The sequence below is a fragment of the Paenarthrobacter aurescens genome, from assembly GCF_041549525.1.
GTDB classification, from domain to species: domain Bacteria; phylum Actinomycetota; class Actinomycetes; order Actinomycetales; family Micrococcaceae; genus Arthrobacter; species Arthrobacter aurescens.
This window is the reverse complement of the sequence record NZ_CP157456.1, coordinates 4072389-4093478: the sequence shown is the minus strand read 5'-3', so window position 1 is coordinate 4093478 and position 21090 is coordinate 4072389. Positions and strand designations below refer to the sequence as shown.

22 protein-coding genes are annotated in these 21090 nt (G+C 62.4%); 8 read left to right on the top strand and 14 right to left on the bottom strand.

Annotated features, from left to right (window positions below; translation table 11 throughout):
- The first annotated feature begins 55 nt into the window (after window positions 1–55).
- Window positions 56–553 carry a hypothetical protein gene (locus tag ABI796_RS19015; RefSeq protein WP_141283762.1) on the top strand — a complete coding sequence of 166 codons (498 nt, stop codon included), beginning with the start codon at window positions 56–58 and terminating at the stop codon, window positions 551–553.
- Window positions 554–642: 89 nt separating this feature from the next.
- Here ABI796_RS19015 and yicI read toward each other — a convergent pair whose 3' ends face one another.
- The gene (gene yicI, locus ABI796_RS19010) at window positions 643–2820 is read right to left on the bottom strand and encodes an alpha-xylosidase (RefSeq protein WP_141283763.1); all 2178 of its coding nucleotides are present in this window, start codon (window positions 2818–2820) and stop codon (window positions 643–645) included.
- A 6-nt stretch (window positions 2821–2826) separates the two neighbouring features.
- The gene (locus ABI796_RS19005; protein ID WP_141283764.1) at window positions 2827–4899 is read right to left on the bottom strand and encodes a beta-galactosidase; all 2073 of its coding nucleotides are present in this window, start codon (window positions 4897–4899) and stop codon (window positions 2827–2829) included.
- Window positions 4900–4924: 25 nt separating this feature from the next.
- Between ABI796_RS19005 and ABI796_RS19000 the strand changes: the two genes are divergently transcribed.
- On the top strand, window positions 4925–5950 hold the full coding sequence (locus ABI796_RS19000) for a LacI family DNA-binding transcriptional regulator (protein WP_141283765.1): 1026 nt from the start codon (window positions 4925–4927) through the stop codon (window positions 5948–5950).
- A 7-nt stretch (window positions 5951–5957) separates the two neighbouring features.
- Here ABI796_RS19000 and ABI796_RS18995 read toward each other — a convergent pair whose 3' ends face one another.
- The 3 genes from ABI796_RS18995 to ABI796_RS18985 are packed head-to-tail and all read right to left on the bottom strand — an operon-like array spanning window position 5958 to window position 9661.
- Window positions 5958–6881, bottom strand: coding sequence for a carbohydrate ABC transporter permease (locus ABI796_RS18995; protein ID WP_141283766.1), 924 nt, complete (start codon window positions 6879–6881; stop codon window positions 5958–5960).
- Window positions 6878–7942, bottom strand: a complete 1065-nt coding sequence (locus ABI796_RS18990; protein ID WP_141283767.1) for an ABC transporter permease — start codon at window positions 7940–7942, stop codon at window positions 6878–6880. Before ABI796_RS18990 ends, ABI796_RS18995 begins: the two co-directional genes overlap by 4 nt.
- Window positions 7943–7954: 12 nt before the next feature.
- Window positions 7955–9661, bottom strand: a complete 1707-nt coding sequence (locus ABI796_RS18985) for an extracellular solute-binding protein (RefSeq protein ID WP_246095794.1) — start codon at window positions 9659–9661, stop codon at window positions 7955–7957.
- Between the two features lie 185 nt (window positions 9662–9846).
- On the opposite strand from ABI796_RS18985, the gene ABI796_RS18980 reads away from it, so the two are divergent.
- On the top strand, window positions 9847–12708 hold the full coding sequence (locus ABI796_RS18980; RefSeq protein ID WP_246095795.1) for a glycoside hydrolase family 3 C-terminal domain-containing protein: 2862 nt from the start codon (window positions 9847–9849) through the stop codon (window positions 12706–12708).
- Window positions 12709–12736: 28 nt separating this feature from the next.
- On the opposite strand, the gene ABI796_RS18975 is transcribed toward ABI796_RS18980, so the two are convergent.
- The 8 genes from ABI796_RS18975 to ABI796_RS18940 all read right to left on the bottom strand — a co-directional run bounded on the left by ABI796_RS18975 (window position 12737) and on the right by ABI796_RS18940 (window position 16825).
- Entirely contained in the window at window positions 12737–13102 is a 366-nt protein-coding gene (locus tag ABI796_RS18975; RefSeq protein WP_141283768.1) for a hypothetical protein, read from the bottom strand.
- Window positions 13099–13761, bottom strand: coding sequence for an Asp23/Gls24 family envelope stress response protein (locus ABI796_RS18970; protein ID WP_246095796.1), 663 nt, complete (start codon window positions 13759–13761; stop codon window positions 13099–13101). The genes ABI796_RS18975 and ABI796_RS18970 overlap by 4 nt, the downstream gene beginning before the upstream one ends.
- Window positions 13752–14336: an RNA polymerase sigma factor gene (locus ABI796_RS18965; RefSeq protein ID WP_141283769.1), complete on the bottom strand. Its 585-nt coding sequence runs from the start codon at window positions 14334–14336 to the stop codon at window positions 13752–13754. The genes ABI796_RS18970 and ABI796_RS18965 overlap by 10 nt, the downstream gene beginning before the upstream one ends.
- A gap of 99 nt (window positions 14337–14435) precedes the next feature.
- Window positions 14436–15041, bottom strand: a complete 606-nt coding sequence (locus tag ABI796_RS18960) for a hypothetical protein (RefSeq protein WP_141283770.1) — start codon at window positions 15039–15041, stop codon at window positions 14436–14438.
- Window positions 15038–15619, bottom strand: a complete 582-nt coding sequence (locus ABI796_RS18955; protein WP_141283771.1) for a hypothetical protein — start codon at window positions 15617–15619, stop codon at window positions 15038–15040. The genes ABI796_RS18960 and ABI796_RS18955 overlap by 4 nt, the downstream gene beginning before the upstream one ends.
- Window positions 15616–16146, bottom strand: coding sequence for a hypothetical protein (locus ABI796_RS18950; protein ID WP_246095797.1), 531 nt, complete (start codon window positions 16144–16146; stop codon window positions 15616–15618). Before ABI796_RS18950 ends, ABI796_RS18955 begins: the two co-directional genes overlap by 4 nt.
- Window positions 16143–16334 (bottom strand): DUF2273 domain-containing protein, encoded by a 192-nt coding sequence (locus ABI796_RS18945; protein ID WP_141283772.1) that lies wholly within the window; start codon window positions 16332–16334, stop codon window positions 16143–16145. Before ABI796_RS18945 ends, ABI796_RS18950 begins: the two co-directional genes overlap by 4 nt.
- Window positions 16331–16825, bottom strand: coding sequence for an Asp23/Gls24 family envelope stress response protein (locus ABI796_RS18940; protein ID WP_141283773.1), 495 nt, complete (start codon window positions 16823–16825; stop codon window positions 16331–16333). Before ABI796_RS18940 ends, ABI796_RS18945 begins: the two co-directional genes overlap by 4 nt.
- Before the next feature lie 193 nt (window positions 16826–17018).
- Here ABI796_RS18940 and ABI796_RS18935 point away from each other — a divergent pair, with 193 nt between their 5' ends.
- From ABI796_RS18935 to ABI796_RS18915, 5 genes are all read left to right on the top strand, one after another.
- Window positions 17019–17312: a hypothetical protein gene (locus ABI796_RS18935; protein ID WP_141283774.1), complete on the top strand. Its 294-nt coding sequence runs from the start codon at window positions 17019–17021 to the stop codon at window positions 17310–17312.
- A 172-nt stretch (window positions 17313–17484) separates the two neighbouring features.
- On the top strand, window positions 17485–17685 hold the full coding sequence (locus tag ABI796_RS18930) for a hypothetical protein (protein WP_141283775.1): 201 nt from the start codon (window positions 17485–17487) through the stop codon (window positions 17683–17685).
- Between the two features lie 115 nt (window positions 17686–17800).
- The gene (locus tag ABI796_RS18925) at window positions 17801–18604 is read left to right on the top strand and encodes a DUF1206 domain-containing protein (protein ID WP_246095798.1); all 804 of its coding nucleotides are present in this window, start codon (window positions 17801–17803) and stop codon (window positions 18602–18604) included.
- A 78-nt stretch (window positions 18605–18682) separates the two neighbouring features.
- Window positions 18683–19618: an SDR family oxidoreductase gene (locus tag ABI796_RS18920; protein WP_141283777.1), complete on the top strand. Its 936-nt coding sequence runs from the start codon at window positions 18683–18685 to the stop codon at window positions 19616–19618.
- A 40-nt stretch (window positions 19619–19658) separates the two neighbouring features.
- Window positions 19659–20222, top strand: a complete 564-nt coding sequence (locus ABI796_RS18915; RefSeq protein ID WP_141283778.1) for a cysteine hydrolase family protein — start codon at window positions 19659–19661, stop codon at window positions 20220–20222.
- On the opposite strand, the gene ABI796_RS18910 is transcribed toward ABI796_RS18915, so the two are convergent.
- Entirely contained in the window at window positions 20214–21077 is an 864-nt protein-coding gene (locus tag ABI796_RS18910; RefSeq protein ID WP_141283855.1) for a helix-turn-helix domain-containing protein, read from the bottom strand. The two genes, ABI796_RS18915 and ABI796_RS18910, sit on opposite strands and share 9 nt — an antisense overlap.
- Window positions 21078–21090: the final 13 nt, after the last annotated feature.

The window sequence follows — 21090 nt, the reverse complement described above, 5'->3', positions numbered from 1 at the left end:
GTGAGAACTCCGTGACGGTCTATACCTTGGACGGGAGGTATGGAAGTATCGGCAAATGGACCAATATCTGTGGGTGTTGAAGCAAGATCAACTCGATATGATTCGCGAATTGGAGCCAGCCAGGCTCGAGCTCCTGGACGAGGAAGGCCTCCTCAAACTCCATAAACGGGTACGCAAGGCCCGGAACAAATACACCACCAACTACCGGCGCAAGGCGGCAGAGGAGGTGCTGGAGGCCGGCGCCCGCGGAGCCGCTGCCAACAAATCGGACAAAGCGCGCGCCCGCGCATTCGTGTTCGAGGAAGCACTTTCCATTGTCAGCAAAGAACTGGCCCGGGTGGCGCATGAGGCCGCGGAGGAACTGAAGGATGAGCGGCTGGAACGCGCCAGTGCCGGTAAGTCCACCGGACCGGAAAGCACCGGCGCCGGGAACTCCTCCACCACCGATTCGGGTCGCGCACGCTCGCACCAAAAAACCACCGGCGGCGTCAAACGGGACGCCTCCAGCCGTTCCCAGGGCGCCCAACGCCAAGCCAAGAAGGACGCGCGCTAAGCCGGCCACCGGCAAAAAGCAGCAAACGCACGACGGCGGGGGGCGCCGTCGTGCCTTTACTGCGGTGCCGCTCCGGTGCCGTTATTCCGTCAGAGGGACGTCGCCGTGACTTTCCCGCCCTGGACCACCACCTCGAAAGTCTTGCTGCCTCCATCAGGGGCAGGAACGCGCAATGTGCGCCGCAGACCGTCCGGGGCCGCAAAAGCATGGAACTCCACGTCCTCGGTCCACTGGTAATCCGGCCGGTTGGACACCGTGCCAACCGGAATGACGGCCGCTTCCCGCACCCACACCGCAGCCTCCATTACGGTGCACTCCTTGTGATGCCAGCGCGGACCGCTCAACGTCTCACCCGTCTGAAAATGCGTCCAGGTGCCCTCCGGGAGGTAGAAGGAGACCTCCCCGCCCGGAGTCATTACCGGAGCAACCAGAAGATCCGGCCCCAGCATGTACTGACGGTCCAAAGGTGCGCAGCCAGGGTCCTCCGGGAACTCCATGAACATGGGCCGCATCAGCGGAATACCTTGCGAATAGGCCTCTTCGGCCGCCATCTGCAGATAAGGCATCAGACGCATCTTCTGCTCCGTGAAATGGCGCAGAACATCCACGGACTCCTCATCCACAAGCCACGGAACCCTGTACGAATTGGAACCGTGGAGGCGCGAATGGGAAGAAAGAAGCCCAAAAGCGATCCAACGCTTGAAGATTTCCGGCTCAGGCGTCCCCTCAAAACCACCAATATCATGGCTCCAGAAAGAGAACCCCGAGGCGGCCAGGGAAAGTCCGCCGCGCAACGACTCCGCCATCGCAGCGAACGTTGATTCACAATCCCCACCCCAATGCACCGGCATGGACTGGCCGCCCGCAGTAGCTGAACGGGCGAACACCACGGCTTCCCCCTCACCCAGCTCCTTGGTCAGCAAATCAAAGACCGTCCGGTTGTACAGCTGGGAGTAGTAGTTGTGCATCCGCTGGGGATCGGAACCGTCATGCCAGGCAACATCAGTGGGGATGCGCTCGCCGAAGTCAGTCTTGAAGGAGTCAACTCCCTGTTCCAGCAGCACCCGCAGCTTGTCCTGGTACCAGCGCACCGCATCCGGGTTGGTGAAGTCCACCAAGCCCATTCCCGCCTGCCACATATCCCACTGCCACACCGAACCATCAGGCCGCTTCACCAGGTAGCCAAGATCCGAACCCTCACGGAACAGATGGGAACGTTGGGCAATATAGGGATTGATCCACACACAAACCTTCAAACCCCGGTCATGAAGCCGCCGAAGCATACCCTCCGGGTCAGGGAACGTGGCCGGATCCCACACAAAATCACTCCAGTGGAAGGAACGCATCCAATGGCAGTCAAAGTGGAAAACAGATAACGGCAGGTTCCGCTGTTCCATACCGTCAATGAACGAGGTCACCGTTTCCTCGTCGTAGTCAGTGGTGAAGGATGTGGAGAGCCACAGGCCGTAGGACCACGCCGGGATCCGGGACGGCCGGCCCGTCAACTCGGTGTACCGGCGGATGATGTCCTTGGGGGAAGGGCCATGGATCACGTAGTACTGCAGCCTCTGGCCCTCCACACTGAACTGCGTCCTGGAGACCACCTCAGAACCCACTTCGAAGGAAACCAGCTCCGGATGGTTCACGAACACGCCATAGCCGTCATTGGTCATGAAGAACGGGACGTTCTTGTAGGCAAGATCGCTGGACGTTCCGCCGTCCTCATTCCAAATGTCCACGGACTGCCCGTTCTTGACGAACGCACCAAAGCGCTCGCCGAGTCCATAGATGTTGGTTCCCACGCCCAGGCTGAGTTGTTCATGGACGAATGTCCGCCCTTGATCGTCCGTAATGACTCCAACGCTCCGGGGTGTGGAGCTGGTGAGCAACCGGCCGTCGCCAAAGAAGTCCACGCCCCACTCACCGCTGGTGCTGATTTTCGCCGTGAGGCCGCCCGAGGTGATCTGCGCGAAGTCCTGGTGCACGCCAAAAGTGGGTCCGGCGTCGTCGTGTTTGACCTCAAAGTGTGGCCCTCTGTCCAAACCGCCTTGGAAATGCTCAATGGTCACGCCTATGACGTCGGGCATCGGGGCGTCAAAGGTGACGGTGATTTGGGGAAGGTTCAGTGCGTCCCCGCGGGAGGAGATCCGCTTGGTAGGTGCGTAAACCGTCAACGCATCATCGTCAACCACCACGTCGGAGACGTCTTGGGGGCGCAGGGCTGAAAAACCTTTGCGGTAGAGCCAATATCCGTCAGTGAATTTCATGGTGACTCAGTTTCCGTTCTTTTGTGGCGATTGGAGGTCTTGAGGAAAAGGGCCGCTTTTCAGCACCAGGACGCCGTAAGGAGGCAGCATCAGTTCGGCTGGGTGGCTGGCGCCCGTGAGCAGGTCAATGGAGGGGCCGTTGGCTTTGATGTGCCCGCTGAGCTCTACGCGGCGAGTTTCGCAGCCATGGTTGAGCACGAAGAGGTACTCGCCGCGCTGAACAAGCTCAACGTCTGCAGGCAGTTCCGCGGCCACCAAAGAGGGGAGCCCGGCATCCTTGAGCGCGCCCTCGATGATCGCGGCCAGTGCACTCTCAGGCAGCTCGGCTCCGGCGTACCAGCTCCACCCCTTGCCGTGGCTGTTGCGCACCACCGCAGGTTTGCCGGACAGCGGACCGGAGGCGAAGGATGCCACGGGGCTGGCACTGCTGGAGTGGATGCGCAGGTCCTCGGACCAGCTCAGCGCCTCCGACTCCGGGAGGTTGCCAAGCGTGAACGTCAGCCGTTCCGGGCCGGCCAACGGACGCCATTCTTCCCCGCTCACCCCCAGCATCCGGGCAAGCACTGTGGGGTGCCTGCCGCTGCGAAGGTGGCCGTTGGAATCGGCCACTCCACTGAAAGGACCTACGACGGCGGTGCCGCCGGCAAGTACCCAGGCGTCCAGTGATTCTGCGTCCTTCCCGGTCAGCAGGAACAGGCTCGGGGCAAGAACCAGATCGAAGCGATCCAGGGAACTTGCGGGGTGGATGACTTCCACGCAGTGCCCGCGCCGGAGCAGGGGCCGGTAATAGGCGAGGATCTGATCCATCACGCCCAGGCGGTTGCTGGGGCGGTCCGGGGATTCCGAAGCCCACCAGCTGTCCCAGTCGAACAGGACCGCTATTTTCGAAGGCGCAGGGGTGCCGGCCAGGAGGCGCAGCTCCTGAAGATCAGAGCCCAGCGAGCAGACTTCACGGAACACCCTGGTGTCAGCTCCGGCCAAGGGAACCATGGCCGAATGGAAGCGCTCGGCTCCGAAGGCAGACTGGCGGAATTGGAAGTAGCACACGGCATCGGAGCCCCGCGCGATGGCTGCCAACGAGTCCACCCGGAGCGCGCCGGGATCCTTTGGCACGTTGTGGCCCCGCCAACTGACTGCGGAGGTTGCAGATTCCATCAGCATCCACGGGGCGCCTCCGGCCAAACCTCGGCAAAGATCGTGCGTTAGAGCTGCTGTTTCCCATGATTGCGGCTCGGCCGGATCAACGTAGTGGTTGTTGCCGATAAAGTCCGTTTCCTGCGCAAAACGGAAATAGTCGGCACCCCGGAAGAATCCCATCAGGTTGGTGGTTACCGGTTGCCCGGCATGGCTTCGGATCACATCACGCTCGGCCACGAACAACTCCAGGAGGGCCTCAGAGGTGAACCGGTGAAAATCCAGGACCTGGGTGGGGTTGTGCATGTACGGCGCGGCACGCGGCGGAAGAATCTGTTCCCACCCGCTGTAGCCCTGACTCCAGAAGGCCGTCCCCCACGCCGCATTGACGGCGTCGAGGGATCCGTAGCGGCGCAGCAGCCAGGACCTGAAAGCCACCGCAGTTTCGTCGTCGTAGCTGACTTGACCCAGTTCATTGCCCACATGCCACATGGCAACGGCTGGATGGTCCGCGTAACGTGCGGCGAGCTGGGAAGTGACGGCCAACGCCGCTGCCCGGTAGGCCGGGGATGATGGCGAAAACTGGTTCCGGGAACCGTACCAGAGCGTGGTGCCATCCGCAGTGGTGGGAAGCGAGGCAGGGTAGCGGTGGCCCAGCCACGGGGGTGGGGACGCGGTGGGCGTCGCAAGGCACACACGGATGCCGTTGTTCGCCAGCAAGTCCAGGAGCCGGTCCAGCCAGCCGAAGTTCCACTGCCCCTCTTCTGGCTGCAACCGGGCCCAGCTGAACACCCCCACTGTCACAATGTTCACCCCTGCCTGCTTCATCAGGGAGATGTCCTCCGGCCAGGTCTCTTCCGGCCATTGCTCCGGGTTGTAGTCCGCTCCAAAGAGCAGGCCGGCCGCATCAGTGACGTTCTTCAGGCCGTGGCTACGGAGTTGCATTGTTTTCCTTGGTTAAATGGTTGCTATGGATAATCGAAAGGCTTCAACAAGTGCGACCATCACTGATGTCGCCAGGGAGGCCGGCGTTTCCACCAGCACGGTGTCTTATGTGATGAGTGGTAAGCGAACAATTTCGAAAGAAACCCGGGACGTGGTGGAGGCCGCCATGGCCCGGCTGAACTACAGTCCCCGGTCCAGCGCCCGGGCCTTGGCGTCCAGCCGATCCAATGTTTTGGGACTGGTAGTGCCGCTGAGGCCGGACGTGAACGTTGGCGTGGTGATGCAGTTCGTAACAGCCGTGGTTACCACCGCCCGGACCTTCAACCAGGATGTGCTGCTGCTGACCCAGGACGATCCCGGAAGCATCGAACGAGTCACCTCGCAATCGATGGTGGATGGGTTGTTGATGATGGACATCGAGGCCCGTGATCCCCGCATTCCCGTCCTGGCCCGCCTGCAGAAGCCCGCTGTCCTGATCGGCATGCCGGACGAACCCCGGGGATTGAGCTGCGTGGACTTTGACTTCTCCGGTGCCTCCCGCCTCGCCGTCCGCCACCTGTGGGACCTGGGACACCGCAGCATCGCGTTCATCGGCTCACCACCCGCCTCGCTTAAACGCCACGCCACGTACGCTGACCGCGCCTTGCAGGGATTTACCGACGCCGCAGCCAGCCTTGGCGCTGCCAGCCGGTCCGTGGCATGCGAGGCAGATTCCCCGCAGTTGGCGAAGTCGCTGGATGCCGTTTTTTCCGGCAAGAATCCGGCCACCGCGCTGGTAGTGCACAACGAGGCCCTGCTGCCCATGCTCAGGGAAGAACTTTCGCTCCGCGGCCTGGCCATACCCGGCGACATTTCAGTGGTTGTCATTGCTCCGGCAGATGTGGCCAAAGCGGCCGCCCGGCCGTGGACCGCCGTCTCCATCCCGGCCATGGATATTGGACGGTCTGCCGTGGAGATGGTGATGGACCGCCTCAGCCGTGACAAACCCGCGGAACTACGGCTCATTGCGCCGTCGCTGACCTTGGGCGAAACCACAGCCGAAGCACCCTGAGCCGCACTCATCCCTTGACCGCGCCGATCATGACGCCCTTGGTGAAGTGTTTCTGAACGAACGGGTAGACGATCAGGATGGGCACCATGGCCAGCACAATGACGGCCATCTGCAGTGCGGGCGAAGCTGCCGCCCCTTGGCCGACGTCGATCTGTCCCGGTACCGTCACGCCCTGGAGCACGTAGGAACGCAGAACCACCTGAAGCGGATTCATGGCGCTGTCATTGATGTAGAGGACGGCGTTGAAGAAGGCGTTCCAATACCCAACGCCGTAGAAAAGCGCGATGACGGCGGTGACAGCCTTGGACATGGGCAGGACAATCTGCGTGAGGGTCCGCCAGTCACTCGCACCGTCCATGCGGGCGCTGTCCAGGATGCCGCGGTCAATTCCCATGAAGAAGCCGCGGAGGATGATGATGTTGAAAACGGAGATGCAGCTGGGCAGGATCAACGCCCAGTAGGTGTTGATCAGGCCCAGGCTGGACACCAGCAGATACGCCGGAATGATGCCCGCGCTGAAGAACATGGTGATCAGAAGGGTAAACAGTATGGGTGTGTGGGCGAAGGAGCCGGGGCGTGACAACCCATAGGCACACAGAACGGACACCACCATGCTCAAAAGCGTGCCGGTTGCAGTAACCCCCACACTGACCAGCACCGCCCTGGTGACCACGCCGCCGCTGAGGATCTGCTGGTATGCGGCAAAAGTGATCTCCCCCGGGATCAGTACCAAACCACCGGCTTGGGTGATGGTGGCTTGGGAAGAAACGCTGGTCAGCACAATGGTGTAGAGCGGCCCCAGCACGGCAAGGACCACGGCGCCGAGGATCAGGAATTTCCCCGCCTTCGCCACAACACCCGGTTCTTCTTCCCACGCTGCACGTTGGGAGTTGCTGTTTGGTTTTCTGGTGTTCTTGACCAGGATGCTCATTTTGAATACACACCGCTCTCGCCGAATATGTGGGCCACTTTGTTCGCCGCAAGGATCAGGGCCAGGCTGATGACGCCCTTGATGAGGCCTGCCGCGGCCGCATAACTCCAGTCGCCGTTCTGCACGCCGGTGTAGTAGACGAAAGTGTCCAGAACCTCGGCCGCTTCGGCGCCCACGGCGTCCCGTTGAAGGATGAGTTGCTCGAAGCCAACTGACAGGGAATCGCCCAGCCGCAGGATCAGCAGCAACACGATCACGCTGCGCAGCCCGGGCAGCGTCACGTGCCACATGCGCTTCCAGGGCCCCGCGCCGTCTACCGCGGCGGCTTCATATTGCGCGGGATCAATGGCACTCAGTGCCGCGAGGAAGACGATGATGCCCCAGCCCGCGTCCTTCCAAATGGCCTGCGAGGTGATCAGGAAGAGGAAGGTGTCCGGGTTGGTCATGACGTCAACTGCTTCCCAGCCGTTGGCACGCAGGGACTGGTTCAGGAGGCCGGCGCCGCCAAAGAGCTGCTGGAACACCGAGACCACCAGCACCCACGAGAAGAAGTGTGGAAGGTACACCACGGCCTGGATGGCTGAGCGCAGCTTGGGGTTGATCAGGGAATTGAGCAGGATGGCCAAGGCGATGGGAATGGGGAAGAAGAAGACCAGCTGGAAAGCAGTGATCACCAGGGTGTTCTTGACGGCCATCCAGAAATCGGGATCGCTGAAAACCCTGGAGAAGTTTTCCAGGCCAACCCAGGGGCTGTCCGCAAAGCCGATGAAGGGGGAGTACTCCTGGAACGCAACTACGTTGCCCAGCATGGGAAGGTAGGCGAACACGGCCAGCAGGAGTACTGCGGGCAAGGCCATGAACACCAGGGAACGGTCCCGCTTGAAGCGGGCCAGCTTGCCGGCCCGGGGCCTTCCGGAACCAGGTTCCTGCAGGCGTTTGCCGGACTTTGCATGGCCGGACTTTGACTTGCCGGTTGTGGTTTGCTGCGCGGATCCGCTGTGAGGCGCCTGGCTGGTATCGGCCCCGGCCGAAGCCGCGGGTTTTTCGGTTTCGATAGTCATGGAAGTGCCGTCCTACGCCAGGAAGCCTGCGTAGAAGTCGCGCAGTTCGTCTCCACCCTTGCTCCGCCAGGATGCCACTTCGCTGTCCAGGTCCTTGATGCTCTTGCGGCCGCGGATGATGTCTTTCGCGAGATCATTGAACGGTTTGCCCAATGAGGCGAATTTGGTGGGTTCCTCAATTTGCATGCCAAAGAAGGCGTCCTCAGTTACGTGGGGAGCCTGGCGGGCCTCCCATCCGGACTGGGCTTCCACCAGACCGGGGTACTGGACCATGGAGTTCACGATCGGACCGGCCACGAGGAACGCGTAAGTGCTGGTAACTTCCTGGCTTCCCTTCCCGGTCATCTTGGGGATCCCCTGGGCGTCCTTGGTGTAGTGAACGCCTTCCACGCCACTGGTAATCAGCCGGTTTTCCTGCGTTCCAAAGGGGGCTGCAATGAAGTTGGCCAGGGCCAAAAGTTCCTCCACCTTGGCTGGGTCCTCTGTCTTCTTGATGAAGCTGAAGATCGCAGCCGGCTGGGCGCGGAACAAGGTGGGCGCGCCGCCGTCGGGAGCGAAGTAGTCCATGGGCAGCATTTTGAAGTCCGGGTTGGAAGGCAGAACCCGGGCCAGGGCTTCGTGCCAGCCACCTACGCCGTCCGAGGCCATGAGTGAGGCTCCGGATTCGAAGCGCTGCTTGGATTGCTGGGCGTTGCCCGCAACAGCGTCCGGGTGGACCGAACCATCGGCGAAGAGCTTGGCGGTCCACTCCAGCGCTGCCCGGTACTCGTCCGTTTCAAACTTGTTCTGCAGCTTGCCGTCTACTTGCTTCCACTTGGGAACAACGCCGTGCATGATCTGGGCGCCGTTCCACACGTCCTCGGAGCCCCAACGGTTCTTGGCAGGATCCGTGAGCTGCTTGGCAACCTTGAGGTACTCATCTGCGGATTTTGGCGGTTCCACGCCCAGCTGCTCAAAAAGATCCGCACGGTAGAAAATGGCATCCGAAATCAGCGCGCCGGGGTAGGGAAGCCCGTAGAGGCCGCCTTCAAAGCAGCCAAGTTTCCAGGAGGCTGTGGGGATGTTGGCAAGGTTGGGGTATTTCTTCACTTTGTCCCCGGCCAGGAATTCGGAGAGATCGGTGAAGATGCCCTTGGCGGCCTGGCCGAAGCGGGGCGGAAGGTTCCAGGAGGGAATGACCACCCAGTCCGGTACATCCTTGGGGGAGGCGAGGACTGTCTGGATCTTATCGGCGTAGCTGTTGCCGTCGTTCACCTGGAAGTTGATGGTGGTGCCGAGCTCGGCATTTACGGCTTTGTAGTAGCTGTTCTCCGGCAAGGACGGGGGTATTGCCCACCATGCGGGCGTCATGGCTGTGTAGGTGCCGCCTTTGCCGGGAGTGTCCTTGACCGATTTGACCAAGGTGCCGGGAAGGGTGGTGAAGCCGGGGGTGGAGCCCTTGACCGAAGGAATGTCAGGCTTCACCAGATCAAGCGGAATGTAGCTGGGGACCAGTTTGGCTACTGCCTCGGCCAGTCCGCCGGAAGTGGTGGCCAGCGGCGCGGACGCCCCCGGGCTGCACGCTGTCAGCGCTGCAGGTGCGGCTGCCAGGAATACTGCGCCGCCAAGGACGCCCAGAAAGGATCGACGGTTGACGTTGATGGCTCCCGTTCCGCGGAGTGGGGCTTCTGCGCGTTTTCCTCGGGAAGTCATAAACGGGGGCATGCTGGGACCAGGCATGAAACACTCCTTTGTGATGGCTTTCAATGCGGGAATTGTCGAAACGCTTCGATTGCGTCCACCCTAGGGCATTCCGCGACTTTCATGCAACGGTTTTAGTGTTGCGAATCACATTGACCTGGTGAAGACTGAAGTTCGATGTCAATTTTGTAGAAGCGGTTCAACAGTGAACGACGGGAAACTTTGTGACACAAAACCAGGTTGGAACAGCGCAGAGGCTGCTCCATCAGCTGACCTTGACCCAGAAAATCGCCATGCTCCACCAGCACGCTCCAGCGGTTCCAGAGCTGGGCGTCGCCCCGTTTCGTACAGGAACCGAGGCTGCCCACGGTGTGGCGTGGCTCGGACCCGCCACCGTTTTTCCGCAGCCGGTGGGGCTGGCCGCAACATGGGACGAGGACCTCATCACCCGTGTAGGCCAAGCGGTTGGGCATGAGGTCCGGGCCAAGAAGGCAGCGGATTCCGGCGTCAGCCTCAACGTGTGGGCGCCCGTGGTCAACCCGCTGCGGCATCCGTTGTGGGGAAGGAATGAGGAAGGATTTTCCGAGGACCCCCACTTGACTGCCCGCTTTGCCACCGCCTTTTGTGCGGGCCTGAAAGGAACAGATTCCAGCACCTGGCTGACGGTGCCCACCCTGAAGCACTTCCTTGGCTACAACAATGAGCACGATCGCAGCCTCACCTCCAGCAATCTCAGGGACAGGGTCCTGCACGAATACGAGCTACCGGCGTACCGGCAAGCCATTGAGGACGGAGTTGCCGGAGCGGTGATGCTCTCCTACAACCTGGTCAACGGCCGCCCCGCCCATGTGTCCGATCTGGTCAACCAGCACCTGCGGGCATGGACCAACGGCGAGGAGATCACCGTGGTCAGCGATGCCGGAGCTCCCTCCGCGCTCTTCCGGGCGGAGAAGTATTTTCCCGACGCCGCAGCCGCCTACGCGGCCGCACTCAAGGCCGGCGTGGACAACTTCACCGACGACGGCGACAACCCGGACCCGTCCATTGCCTACCTCGAGGAAGCCCTGGAGCGTGGCCTGCTGACGGAGGAGGACCTTGACCGCAGCGTCACCAGGCTCCTGACGCTGCGCGCCAGAACCGGAGAGTTCGACGACGACGGCGGCAGCCTCACTGAAACCGGCGCAGGGACTCCCGATGCCGGCAAAGGTGCTCTTGACGCAGCCAGCACTGCGGCCCTTGCCCGTGAAGCAGCCCGAAAGTCCGTGGTGCTGCTCAGAAACCAGGCACAATCCGCACTCCTCCCGTTGGGCGACAACCCGGGATCCATTGCCGTGATAGGAGCACTTGGCCAGCGTGTCCTCAGCGATTGGTACAGCGGAACCCTGCAGAACCAGTGCGGCATTGCTGAGGCCTTTTCCCGGCGCTACAAGGACGTCACTGCGGAGGACGGCCTGGACGTTATTGCCCTGCGAAGTGCCCGCACCGGCACCTACGTGGGCCTCCCGCCGTCGTCGGAAACCACTGACGACGCCGGTGTCCTGGTGGCGGACAAAGCCTCACCGGCCGTTGGGGAGCACTTCACGCTTAAGGACTGGGGGCGGGGGGAGTTCAGTCTTCAGTCCGGCTTGACGGGCCGCTTTGTTGCCGCCGACGGCGACGGTTACCTCAGGGCCTCGGCGGATCGAATCGGGGGATGGGTGGTGCAGGAGACATTCCGGCTGTTGCCTTCACACGACGGAACTGTTGCCCTGCAGCACGTTGCTTCGTCCAAGTGGGTGCGGGTGGAATCCGGGACTGGGAGCCTGGTGCTGGCCTCCGGGTTGGAAGCCGCCGCTGATCGTTTTGTGCCCAGAACCATCAAGTCCGGCCACGAGGCAGCGCAGGCCGCTGCCGCCTCAGCCGATGTGGCAGTGGTGGTTGTTGGCAACGACCCCCACCTTGGCGGGCGGGAAACCCTGGACCGGGACACTTTGGACCTGCCACAGTCGGAACAGGAACTCGTCAGGATTGTTCGGGACGCGAATCCCGCAACTGTCCTGCTGATCGTCTCCTCCTACCCTTATGCCCTGGGTGCTTTGGCCGATCTTCCCGCCATTGCCTGGACATCGCACGGCGGCCAGGAACTGGGGCCGGGCGTGGTGGATGTGCTCAGCGGTGACACCGAACCCACAGGACGCCTCCCGCAAACGTGGTTTGCCCGGGACCGGGACCTGCCGGACATTCTGGACTACGACATCATTGGCTCTGAGTCCACCTACCTGTACACCCGTGCTGAGCCGCTCTATCCGCTGGGACACGGACTGAACTACGGAAAGGTCCAGTACATCCACGCCGTGATCACCGGCGAAATCCCCGGTAAGTTCATTGATGTTCAGGTCACCCTGGCCAATCATGGGGATCGCGTGGCCCACGAGCTGGTTCAGGCCTATGCAGCAGCTCCTGCCCATCCGTACGACTTTCCGCGAAGGCTTCTGGTAGCCCACCAGCGCGTGGAGGTTGCTCCGCATGGCAGCTCAACAGCAAAGCTGCGCATTCCAGTGGAACGCCTGGCCACATTCAGCACGGTGACGGCGTCCATGGTGGTTGAACCGGGTGAATACGTGATCCTCCTGGGCTCCTCCGCCTCGATGCTGCCGGTAAGCGTGACGTTCCGGATTCCCGACGGCGGCCGGCAACCCGGACGGATGCCGGGCACGTGGGTCCCCGCCCGCCTCTACGACGCCACCTCCAACATGGATCTGGTCCCAGCCCGGCCCCTCTCAGGCACGGCGATCGCTCCGGCCAATCCCTCGGCGCCGGCGCGGGCCGTTTACCGGACGTGGGACGGGCAGCCCATCACCGCAGTGCACTGTGAGGTCCTGTCCGCAAGGGCAGCAAGGAGCCTCGGCGGCTGCAGCATCAGCGTCCAGACTTCCGGTCCGGCCGGCTCATGGCTGCAGCTTGGCCAGTGTGAACTGAAGGAGGGCTACAGCGGCGAGGTTCGCATCGACGTCGACCCCTCCGGGCTCCCGGCGTGGACCGCAAGCGGGACGCTTCGACTGGAGCTCCGCGGGGACGTCACCGTTCACCAACTGAAGGTGAGCTGAGTCCGGGGAGCCGGAGGGGCGGCGACGGCTAGGTGCCTACCTTGACAATGTAAACCTCGACGACGGCTACGCGGGGGAGCAGGTGGCTGCGGACGGCCTGAGCTACTTCGCGGGCCACCTGGGGCGCCGGCCGGAGCGTACCCACTCCGATCCGGGCCTTCACCACCGGCTCATGAGGATGATCAGTGACCGCGATCAACGGCATACTTTCCCCGGTGATCACAGCCACCGCCGCCCCTGCGATGGACTGCCAGAGGGGCTGCGCCGGATACACGGCTGTGACTCCGTCCACGGCTTGGATGACGCCCAACAGTTCCTCTGCAAGATCCGATGCTGCTGGTGCGGGGAGGGCCACTGAGGGGGACGAGCTTGCGGGGTCCAGGGACTCGGTCATGGCTGATCCTCCCGATCGATCGGTGCAGGGGTAGTGAATGCGGCAGGGGTAGTGCCGGCTTTTCCGGGGCCAGCTGATGTGGGCGGGGGTGGTTCCAGGACATCGGTCACTGTGATGTTGATGGACTCAATGGTCAGCTCGGTCTGAAAGGCCAGGGTCTCCGAGAGCTGCCGTCGCAGCTCGGCAGCCCGCTCTTCCATGGGATGTCCGTACACAACCGCTATCTCCACTTCCACGCAGATCCCCGCCCCTGCCGTGGTGATGTCACCGTGCAAGCGGCACTTTCCTGCCGCGGTGCCGGGGAACGCATCCACAACCGAACGGATGAGCGCCGAGATGGAGCCTTCGGTTTCCCAGAGGGAGTCCCGGGGGTCCCCGGCCGTCAAGGGGATGCTCCTGCCGGGACGGAGTTCCAACCGGAGGTTGTCCAGGATCGACTGCATCCAGTCGTCATGGCCGGAACCGGCATCGGCCAGATCGGAGCTGAGCAGCTCACTCCCGAATTGGGAGAGGCTGCGCAGGGATGCCAAACCGGCCTGGCATTCGGGGCAGGACTGAAGATGGACAGGATCGGCAATCTGACCGGTGTCCACATAGGTGCTCAGCTCGGCAAGACTGTGCCCGCATTCCAAGGCATCGCCGGGGGTGTTCATCGCCATTCCTCCATCGTGCGTGCAAGGGTGATCCGAGCCCGGGCCAGGCGGCCCCGGACGCTGGCCGGGCTGATGTTCAACGTCAGTGCGATCTCCTCGTAACTCTGGTCATTGAACTCTTTAAGTACCCAACATCGCCGCTGTTCCTCGGGTAGTGCTGCCAGGGCCGCCTTCAAAGCGTCCACTCGTGAGCTGTTGACTGCGCGGTGTTGAGGGTCCTCCGCCTGCGGCTTGGGATCGTGCTGCATCTGGTCCACCACATCATCAAGGCCCACGTGATGGCGCCGTTTCCTCAAGTGATCGATGCTGCGGCTGCCCACAATCCGGAGCAACCAGCCCTTCACAGCCGCCGGGTCGCGGAGGGTGTCCATCTGTTTCCACGCCTGGACCAGGGTTTCCTGCACTACGTCGTCGGCGTCGGCCAGCGATCCGGTCAATCGTCGGGCAGTTGCCCTCATCAGGGGGCCGTGGCGGCGGGCGAGTGCCTCGAAGGCCGCTGTGTCACCGTCTGCGGCCCGGCCGGCCAACAGGGCATCGGGCACCAGGTCCAGTTGGTGCTGCGCTGCGGGTGAACCAGTCACGTTTCTGCCTTCCAATGCACGGTGGGTGGTGGGGTTAGTTCCAGGTGAAGCCTTCTTTGAGCTTCTGGGTGTTAGTTCTTAGCGCTTGATACTCGAGGGTCACCGGGCACGACGGGAACCTGACACTTGCGTGCGGGTTCCGCTGGTGATTCGCACCAGAACCGGCATTGGATGCCCCAGCAGCCTGTCCAGTTGCTGGAGGAGCAGCTCCACGGAGTCTGCCAGAGCCCGTGGAGACGCACCTTTGCGGGCCTCCACCCGGATGCGGAGGGCTGTGCCGCGGCGTGACTCCCACGCCGAGACGGAAGAGGACAGCACGTCAGTGTTGCCGCTCAGGGCTTCACGAATAGCGACGGACACCAAACCGGAGTCAATAACGGTCCGTCCGGCGGGGCCTTCTGATTGCTCGGCCAGCCGGGGTGTTTTGCCGCCGCCCTGGGAAGCCAGCCAAGCGGCGCTGAGCACGGCGCCCACCAGCGGTATGGCGACTCCCAGCACCAACCACCAACTCCGGACCGGGTCCGGCAGGGGCGCCATGCCCGCGAGGTTCCGTGCTTGGTCCCGCACCAACGACGCCGTGCTGGTCCACACTTCCGCGGCCCCGGGGAGGGATCCGGCCGCGATCAGTGCGGCACCGGCTCCCAGCAGGACAATTCCCAAAAGCGTCAGAACCATGCGGTTCAGTGCCCTGTTGGTGTTCCTCATTGCCCTACCGCTCCTTCCTTTAGAACCTGGATGCGGGACGCCAACCGGCGGTCCACCGCATAGGCGGCCAATTCGCCGTCGAGCGCTGTTTTGATGGTTGCAGTCTCAAGCGAAACCCCCGACGTCGGACGCACCCGTACCAGGACGGACCGTCCACCCACGGTTGTGGTCACCTGCCCCGCGGCGAGGCCCCCGGCCAGACGGGAGGTGTTGGAGATGGCCGCTGCAATGACGTCGTCGTCCACAACAACCGCTGCCCGGTCGCTGTGGAGTGAGCGGCGATGCCTGCGGCCCTTTCCCAAACCCAGCCCCAAGGTCAGGATGCCAAGTAGGGCCATGCCGGCTCCGGCTCCGATCATGCCCCCGGGGACGGTGTTGCCGGGGAGGTCCTGCAACCAGCGGAGCGTTTGGGCCGGGCTGGCCAGCAGTGGCTGGTCCTTGAGCAGCCACAGCACGTACTCGAGCGTCAACCACAGGGCAGTCGCCAGCAGGATTGAGGCGGCCACTATGGAGGGCAGGGCCCTGGAAGAGTGCGTTTCACGGCGAATGAGACGCCGTACCAGCGGGTCCTTGCTCATCTGACTCTCCTTTCCCTGAGGTTGTTCCTGCTGCCGCTGTTGTTCGAGCCGCGTCCGGTGTTCTTGCCGCCACTGTTCTTGTCGCCACTGTTCTTGGCGCCGCTGTTCTTGTCGCCGTGGAGGCGGATGTCCACGCGGCCGATTTCCAGTCCGGTGAGTTCCGCACCTTGCGCGACGATGTCAGCACGGGCCTGCCGGGCCATGGCGAAGACTGTGCCTTCGCCCGGGCGGGCCTCAACAGGGGCCATGTCCGAATACGGCATTCCCAAAAGCGGTGGGAGCGGTAACGCGACGGAGACGCTGATCCCCAGCTTGCCTCCGTCGTCCTCCAGCGAGACAGCCACATTGCCGGGGCCCACGTTGAAGGCCTGTGCCGCGACGGTTTCCACCGTTTTGCGGAGGGCATTATGGGTGATTCGGTTGTGTCCCGTCCTGGCTCCGCTCATCAGGCTGCTTCTGCTGGCGCGTCCCATGCCGGCGCGTCCTGTGCTGGTAGGGGCTGTGCTGGTGGGGGCTGTCCTGCTCATGTGGAGGAGCGCTTGCCCCGCAGGGCATCCAGAACCCCGCGAAGGTCAAGCTTCCCTTCGGCGGAGCGGCCCAGCACCGCTCCCACTCCCATGAACAGTGCCGTGAGCAACAGGCCCCAAAAGCCGAAGGCCAGCCCGGCGAAGGCCAGCACCGCGCCTATGGCAAGGCCAGCGATGGTGGGGCTCATGCCACCCTCGGTTCACGCTCGGAACCATCGGCATCATCGTCCTCGGAAGGCACATGGATGTCGGTGATGGTCACGTTGACCTCGGTGACTTCCATGCCCACCAAGTCCTCAATCGCGGTGTACACGGCGTCGCGGGCGTTGTCGGCAACTTCCTGGAGCGGGTGCGGGTATTCAACCACCAAGGTGACATCAACAGCCACTTGGGTTTGACCCACCTCCACGCTGACGCCCTGGGTGAGGTCCTTCTGGCCTACCTTCTCGCGGAGGTTTCCGATTGCCCTGGCCGCTCCGCCACCCAGAGCGTGAACGCCGGGTATTTCCTGGATGGCAATGCCGGCGATCTTCGCTACAACGCCGTCGGCCACCGTGGTGGCGCCTCGTCCGTCTTTACCCTTCAGCGGTGTGCCGTTTGGGGCCTCGGATGAGGAGGTTGGGGAAGTCTGCGCCTTCTTTGCGGGGACGCCTGCGGGGGTCTGCGTTTGAATCGTCATGTCGATTTGCTCCTGTCCGTTGTGCGCGGCGCTTGTTATCCGCCGTCGTGAATAAGACGTGATGGCTACCCCATTCCTCACGCTCGGAAATATGTGATGTGAGTCACTTCAAAGAAAAACCCTGCTGGAATAATTAGTTAGATTGTCATATAACTAGGTTGTCGAGATAAATTCTTACACGGAAGGGCATCAGATGACCGCGGTAGCAACGAGGGACATGCAGGAGAAAGCTCTTCCAGGGACGACGGTGGAGGCGCCGCCAGCGGCGACCGCTCCGTCCAGGAGAACCGGGTATTTGGACGAAGTCTGGACCGCCTCGGCCCGGGTTGAGGGCCTCCAGTGGGAGATGGACGAGGCTGAGGACGTTCTGGCGAGGGCGATGCGTAATGCTTCTGCTGCCGGAGCCGGGCTTCCGGACCTTGCGATTGCCTCGGGGATGAGTTTTGCGGACATCGAGCGGCTCCTCAAGGACTCCGCGCGCGACTGATCCACGCGGTAAGTACTCGGGATAGGCGGTCCAGAAGCGTGGCTGCCCATCACTGACTCTCCCCAATCTTGAGGAAATCTTGAGATGACCCGGCGTCCTTCTTGAGGACCTCGTCAGATGGTTGAAACATCAGCCAATCAGCTGACGGGAACTTCCAGGAAGGACCACCGAAATGACTGACCAGATCTCGGCCCAGCCCACCACTGTTGTTGGACGTATCGAGTCCGATTCCCTCCGTGCCGCCCAGGACGCAGCCGGCCAGGCTGGCGAAAGCCTCAGCCAGACCCGTGCCGTGGTAACAGTCCGTGAGCAGTTCAATCCTCTGGGCGCGGGCCTCCGGAGCATCTGGCCACAATCCGTAGTTGGTTTCTAGGCGCCAAGGCTTCCTGGCGCAACTGCCTCGTTGTTCGGGTGGGTACATGCCCGACGTCGTTTAAGGGACGATGGAGTCCACAGCGAAAATAAGGAGGCTTGTCATCAAGGATGAGATGAAAAAGGCCGCTGGCCTGGCGGAGGATGCGGCGAACTCGCAAACCTTTGCTGCTGTTGCCCGGGCCGGCTATGCCGTGAGCGGCTTGCTCCACCTGCTCATTGGGGTCATTGCAATCCAACTCGCGGTGGGCGGTGGCGGCGAGGCTGACGTCAGTGGCGCGGTAACCGAGCTGGCCAGCAAACCAGCAGGGCCCCTCCTGCTCTGGGCCTGCTTCGCCGCCTGTGCGGCCTTGGCCTTGTGGCAATTGGGAAATGCCATTCTGGGCTACCGGAACGCATCCGATAACAAGCTGACCAAAAGACTCTCTGCCTTGGGCCAGGCACTGGTCTTCGCTGCCCTGGCCGCCACCATCATCTCCTTTGTCATGGGACAAGGCCGGAACAGCCGGGAATCCAGCAGCGATTTCACCGTGACTCTGATGAAGGCGCCATTCGGAGTGTTCCTGCTCGTTGCCATCGGCGCCGGAATTGCCATCACCGGAATCGTGTTTGCGGTGAGGGGCTTCCGCAAGAAATTCACCAAGGACCTTTCCCTGTCATCCAACCCCTCCGTGCATCGCTTCCAACTCTGGGTTGGGGTGGTGGGCTACATCGCCAAGGGAATCGCATTGTTCCTGGTTGGCCTGTTGGTGGTCATCGCCGCGGTCCGTGCCCAACCGGAGCAGTCAACCGGTCTTGACGGTGGTTTGAAAGCCCTCAAGGAGCAGCCTTACGGGCCCTACCTGTTGGCTGCAGTGGCGCTGGGGCTCATCGCGTACGGACTGTTTCTCATGGTCAAAGCGAGGACCCTCCGGACATAGTCCATCTGCGTTTAGGAGCTTGTATGGCTGGGTACAGGGCAAAAGTACCGTGCAGTGCAAGCGAAAAGGGGCAGAACCATGACTCAAGGTGATTCGAATCAGACTGACAAGCCTCACACGGACGGGAACCGCCTGTCCTCCGCGCCATCGGACCCGCGCAAGGGGTACCACTCGGGTGAGTTCCCCCAACAGGAGCAGGAGCAGCCCGGTCTTACCAAGCCGCTGGATCCGCAACCTGACCATGGCGAAAAGAGCTATGCAGGGCACGGCCGCCTGCAGGGTAAGACGGCGCTGATCACCGGCGGTGATTCCGGCATCGGCGCTGCCGTGGCCATCGCTTACGCGCGTGAAGGCGCCAACGTGGCCATCAGCTATCTTCCGGAGGAAGAAGAAGACGCGCAGTCGACGGCGGAATGGATCCGTGAGTGCGGAGCGCAGGTCCTGCTGTTGCCCGGTGATGCCAGGGATGAGGAGTTCGCGGCCCGGATCGTGGAACGGACCGTGCAGGAGCTTGGCGGGCTCAACGTTGTGGTGTTGAACGCGGCGTACCAGAAGAACCGCGAAGGCCTGGAGACCATTCCCACGGAGGAGTTTGACCGCGTTTTCAAAACCAACCTGTACTCCCTCATCTGGACAGCGCAGGCGGCCATTCCGCACCTCCGTCCGGGCGCCTCGATCATTGTCACGGCCTCCATCCAGGCCTTCAATCCGTCCGCCCAGTTGATCGACTACGCCATGACCAAAGCGGCCCAGGTGGCCTTTACCAAAGCCATGGCCGAGGAACTCGGTCCCAAGGGAATCCGTGTCAATGCTGTGGCGCCCGGTCCCATCTGGACGCCGTTGATTCCTGCCACGGAATGGCCGGATAAGCTCCCCACCTTTGGGCAGGACACGCCGCTGGGCCGCGCCGGGCAGCCGGCTGAACTGGCACCCGCTTACGTATTGCTGGCCTCCGATGAAGGGTCCTACATTTCCGGGGCCGTCCTTCCCGTCACGGGCGGCAAGGGACTCTGATCTTCGGCTGGACTCTGGGAACTGAGGTTGGGAGAAACAGATGATCGCGGTGCTGGTGATCGACATGCAGAACGCCTACTTTGAGGACCCGGCTTTGAAGGGGCGTCAGGAAGAAATTGTTGCTGCCTGCAATTCGCTAACCAGCGCAGCGTCTCAAGCCGGCGCCAAAGTTCTCCTGGTGGGAACCGTCCATGAACGGGACAAGTCCACTTGGAGCCTGAACATGCTTGACGATGACCAAGGCTTCATCTTCAGGGGCAGTGAGCAGGCCGGGTTTGTTCCCGGCCTGCTCACTGAGGATTATCCGTGGCTGATCAAAACCCGCGACAGCGCGTTCTTCGGAACGGACCTTGCCATGCGCCTGCGCAACTGGAAGGTGGACACCGTGATTCTCGCCGGCATCTCCGCCCATAACTGCATTGCCCAAACCGCCGCCGATGCCTTTGCCCACAACATCAAAGTCGTCTACGCGGCCGAAGCAATAGGAACGGAAAACGCGGACGCTGCCGAGTCCGTGCTTCGGGTCTTTACCCGTGAATACCGGCAGAGCGTGCTGCCGCTGGAAGGAATCCGCCAGCTTCTGGGAACGGTCCCGTCAGCGTAGATCCTCCCGCTCAACGGGGATCCACAACTGACCCCGGCCGTGGGTGCCGCCAGGCTCCACCTGAACGCTGAGCATTTCCGGTCCCGGTGCCCACCTGTAAGGGTTGGCGGGAAACCACTCCGTGGCAGCGTCTGCCCACATGCTCTGCAGGACTCCAGGGAACTTCCCCTCAGCTTCGAAGACCACCCACAGGCCCGCCGGGACTTCAAGGGACTCGAAACCTTCCGGGGCCGGTTTGGTAGAGGCCACAGCGTGCCAGTAGTCCAGCTCGCTGCCCTCGGTGCGCTCTTCTTCGATGTTGTCTGTAACGGACAAGGGACCTGCCGGTTCCATATCGGCAAGCTCCAGAAGACGCTTGGTGACGGAGGGGTCCAATCCTCGTTGGAACTCGATGATGGCGTTGTTGGGTCCTTGGTGGACCAGCGGGACCCGGGCTTTAAGGCCTATGAGACGGAAAGCCGGCCGATCTTCTATGCGGTGCTTCATATCGGTATTTCCTTCGACTCGGAGATGGAACCTCAGTTGAGGTTGTGAATGTAGGACGGCGCCGGGCAGCCGGGCCTCAGAGGGGCTCAGCCCGTGCATGGCTTTGAATGCGCGGTTGAACGCCTCTGCGGATCCGTATCCGTAACGGACAGCCACATCCAGGACCGTGAGGCCTTCCAGTACTTCCGCCGTAGCGGCTGTCAGCCGCCGCCTGCGGATGTACTCAGAGATGGGAATGCCCGCCAGCGAGGAAAACATGCGCCGGAAGTGGTACTCGGATGTCAAAGCGGCCGTGGCCAAAGCCCGCACCTCCACCTCTGTGGTGAGGTCCCGCTCAATGAGCTCGATTGCCCTGTTCCAGCCCTGCATCATGTCCCCCGCC

Excerpts from the sequence above, each read along its gene's own strand:
- ABI796_RS19015 (WP_141283762.1), top strand. The coding sequence starts at position 56 with ATGGACCAATATCTGTGGGTGTTGAAGCAAGATCAACTCGATATGATT.
- yicI (WP_141283763.1), bottom strand. The coding sequence starts at position 2,820 with ATGAAATTCACTGACGGATATTGGCTCTACCGCAAAGGTTTTTCAGCC.
- ABI796_RS19005 (WP_141283764.1), bottom strand. The coding sequence starts at position 4,899 with ATGCAACTCCGTAGCCACGGCCTGAAGAACGTCACTGATGCGGCCGGC.
- ABI796_RS19000 (WP_141283765.1), top strand. The coding sequence starts at position 4,925 with ATGGATAATCGAAAGGCTTCAACAAGTGCGACCATCACTGATGTCGCC.
- ABI796_RS18995 (WP_141283766.1), bottom strand. The coding sequence starts at position 6,881 with ATGAGCATCCTGGTCAAGAACACCAGAAAACCAAACAGCAACTCCCAA.
- ABI796_RS18990 (WP_141283767.1), bottom strand. The coding sequence starts at position 7,942 with ATGACTATCGAAACCGAAAAACCCGCGGCTTCGGCCGGGGCCGATACC.
- ABI796_RS18985 (WP_246095794.1), bottom strand. The coding sequence starts at position 9,661 with ATGCCTGGTCCCAGCATGCCCCCGTTTATGACTTCCCGAGGAAAACGC.
- ABI796_RS18975 (WP_141283768.1), bottom strand. The coding sequence starts at position 13,102 with ATGACCGAGTCCCTGGACCCCGCAAGCTCGTCCCCCTCAGTGGCCCTC.
- ABI796_RS18970 (WP_246095796.1), bottom strand. The coding sequence starts at position 13,761 with ATGGCGATGAACACCCCCGGCGATGCCTTGGAATGCGGGCACAGTCTT.
- ABI796_RS18960 (WP_141283770.1), bottom strand. The coding sequence starts at position 15,041 with ATGAGGAACACCAACAGGGCACTGAACCGCATGGTTCTGACGCTTTTG.
- ABI796_RS18955 (WP_141283771.1), bottom strand. The coding sequence starts at position 15,619 with ATGAGCAAGGACCCGCTGGTACGGCGTCTCATTCGCCGTGAAACGCAC.
- ABI796_RS18950 (WP_246095797.1), bottom strand. The coding sequence starts at position 16,146 with ATGAGCAGGACAGCCCCCACCAGCACAGCCCCTACCAGCACAGGACGC.
- ABI796_RS18945 (WP_141283772.1), bottom strand. The coding sequence starts at position 16,334 with ATGAGCCCCACCATCGCTGGCCTTGCCATAGGCGCGGTGCTGGCCTTC.
- ABI796_RS18940 (WP_141283773.1), bottom strand. The coding sequence starts at position 16,825 with ATGACGATTCAAACGCAGACCCCCGCAGGCGTCCCCGCAAAGAAGGCG.
- ABI796_RS18935 (WP_141283774.1), top strand. The coding sequence starts at position 17,019 with ATGACCGCGGTAGCAACGAGGGACATGCAGGAGAAAGCTCTTCCAGGG.
- ABI796_RS18930 (WP_141283775.1), top strand. The coding sequence starts at position 17,485 with ATGACTGACCAGATCTCGGCCCAGCCCACCACTGTTGTTGGACGTATC.
- ABI796_RS18925 (WP_246095798.1), top strand. The coding sequence starts at position 17,801 with ATGAAAAAGGCCGCTGGCCTGGCGGAGGATGCGGCGAACTCGCAAACC.
- ABI796_RS18920 (WP_141283777.1), top strand. The coding sequence starts at position 18,683 with ATGACTCAAGGTGATTCGAATCAGACTGACAAGCCTCACACGGACGGG.
- ABI796_RS18915 (WP_141283778.1), top strand. The coding sequence starts at position 19,659 with ATGATCGCGGTGCTGGTGATCGACATGCAGAACGCCTACTTTGAGGAC.
- ABI796_RS18910 (WP_141283855.1), bottom strand. The coding sequence starts at position 21,077 with ATGCAGGGCTGGAACAGGGCAATCGAGCTCATTGAGCGGGACCTCACC.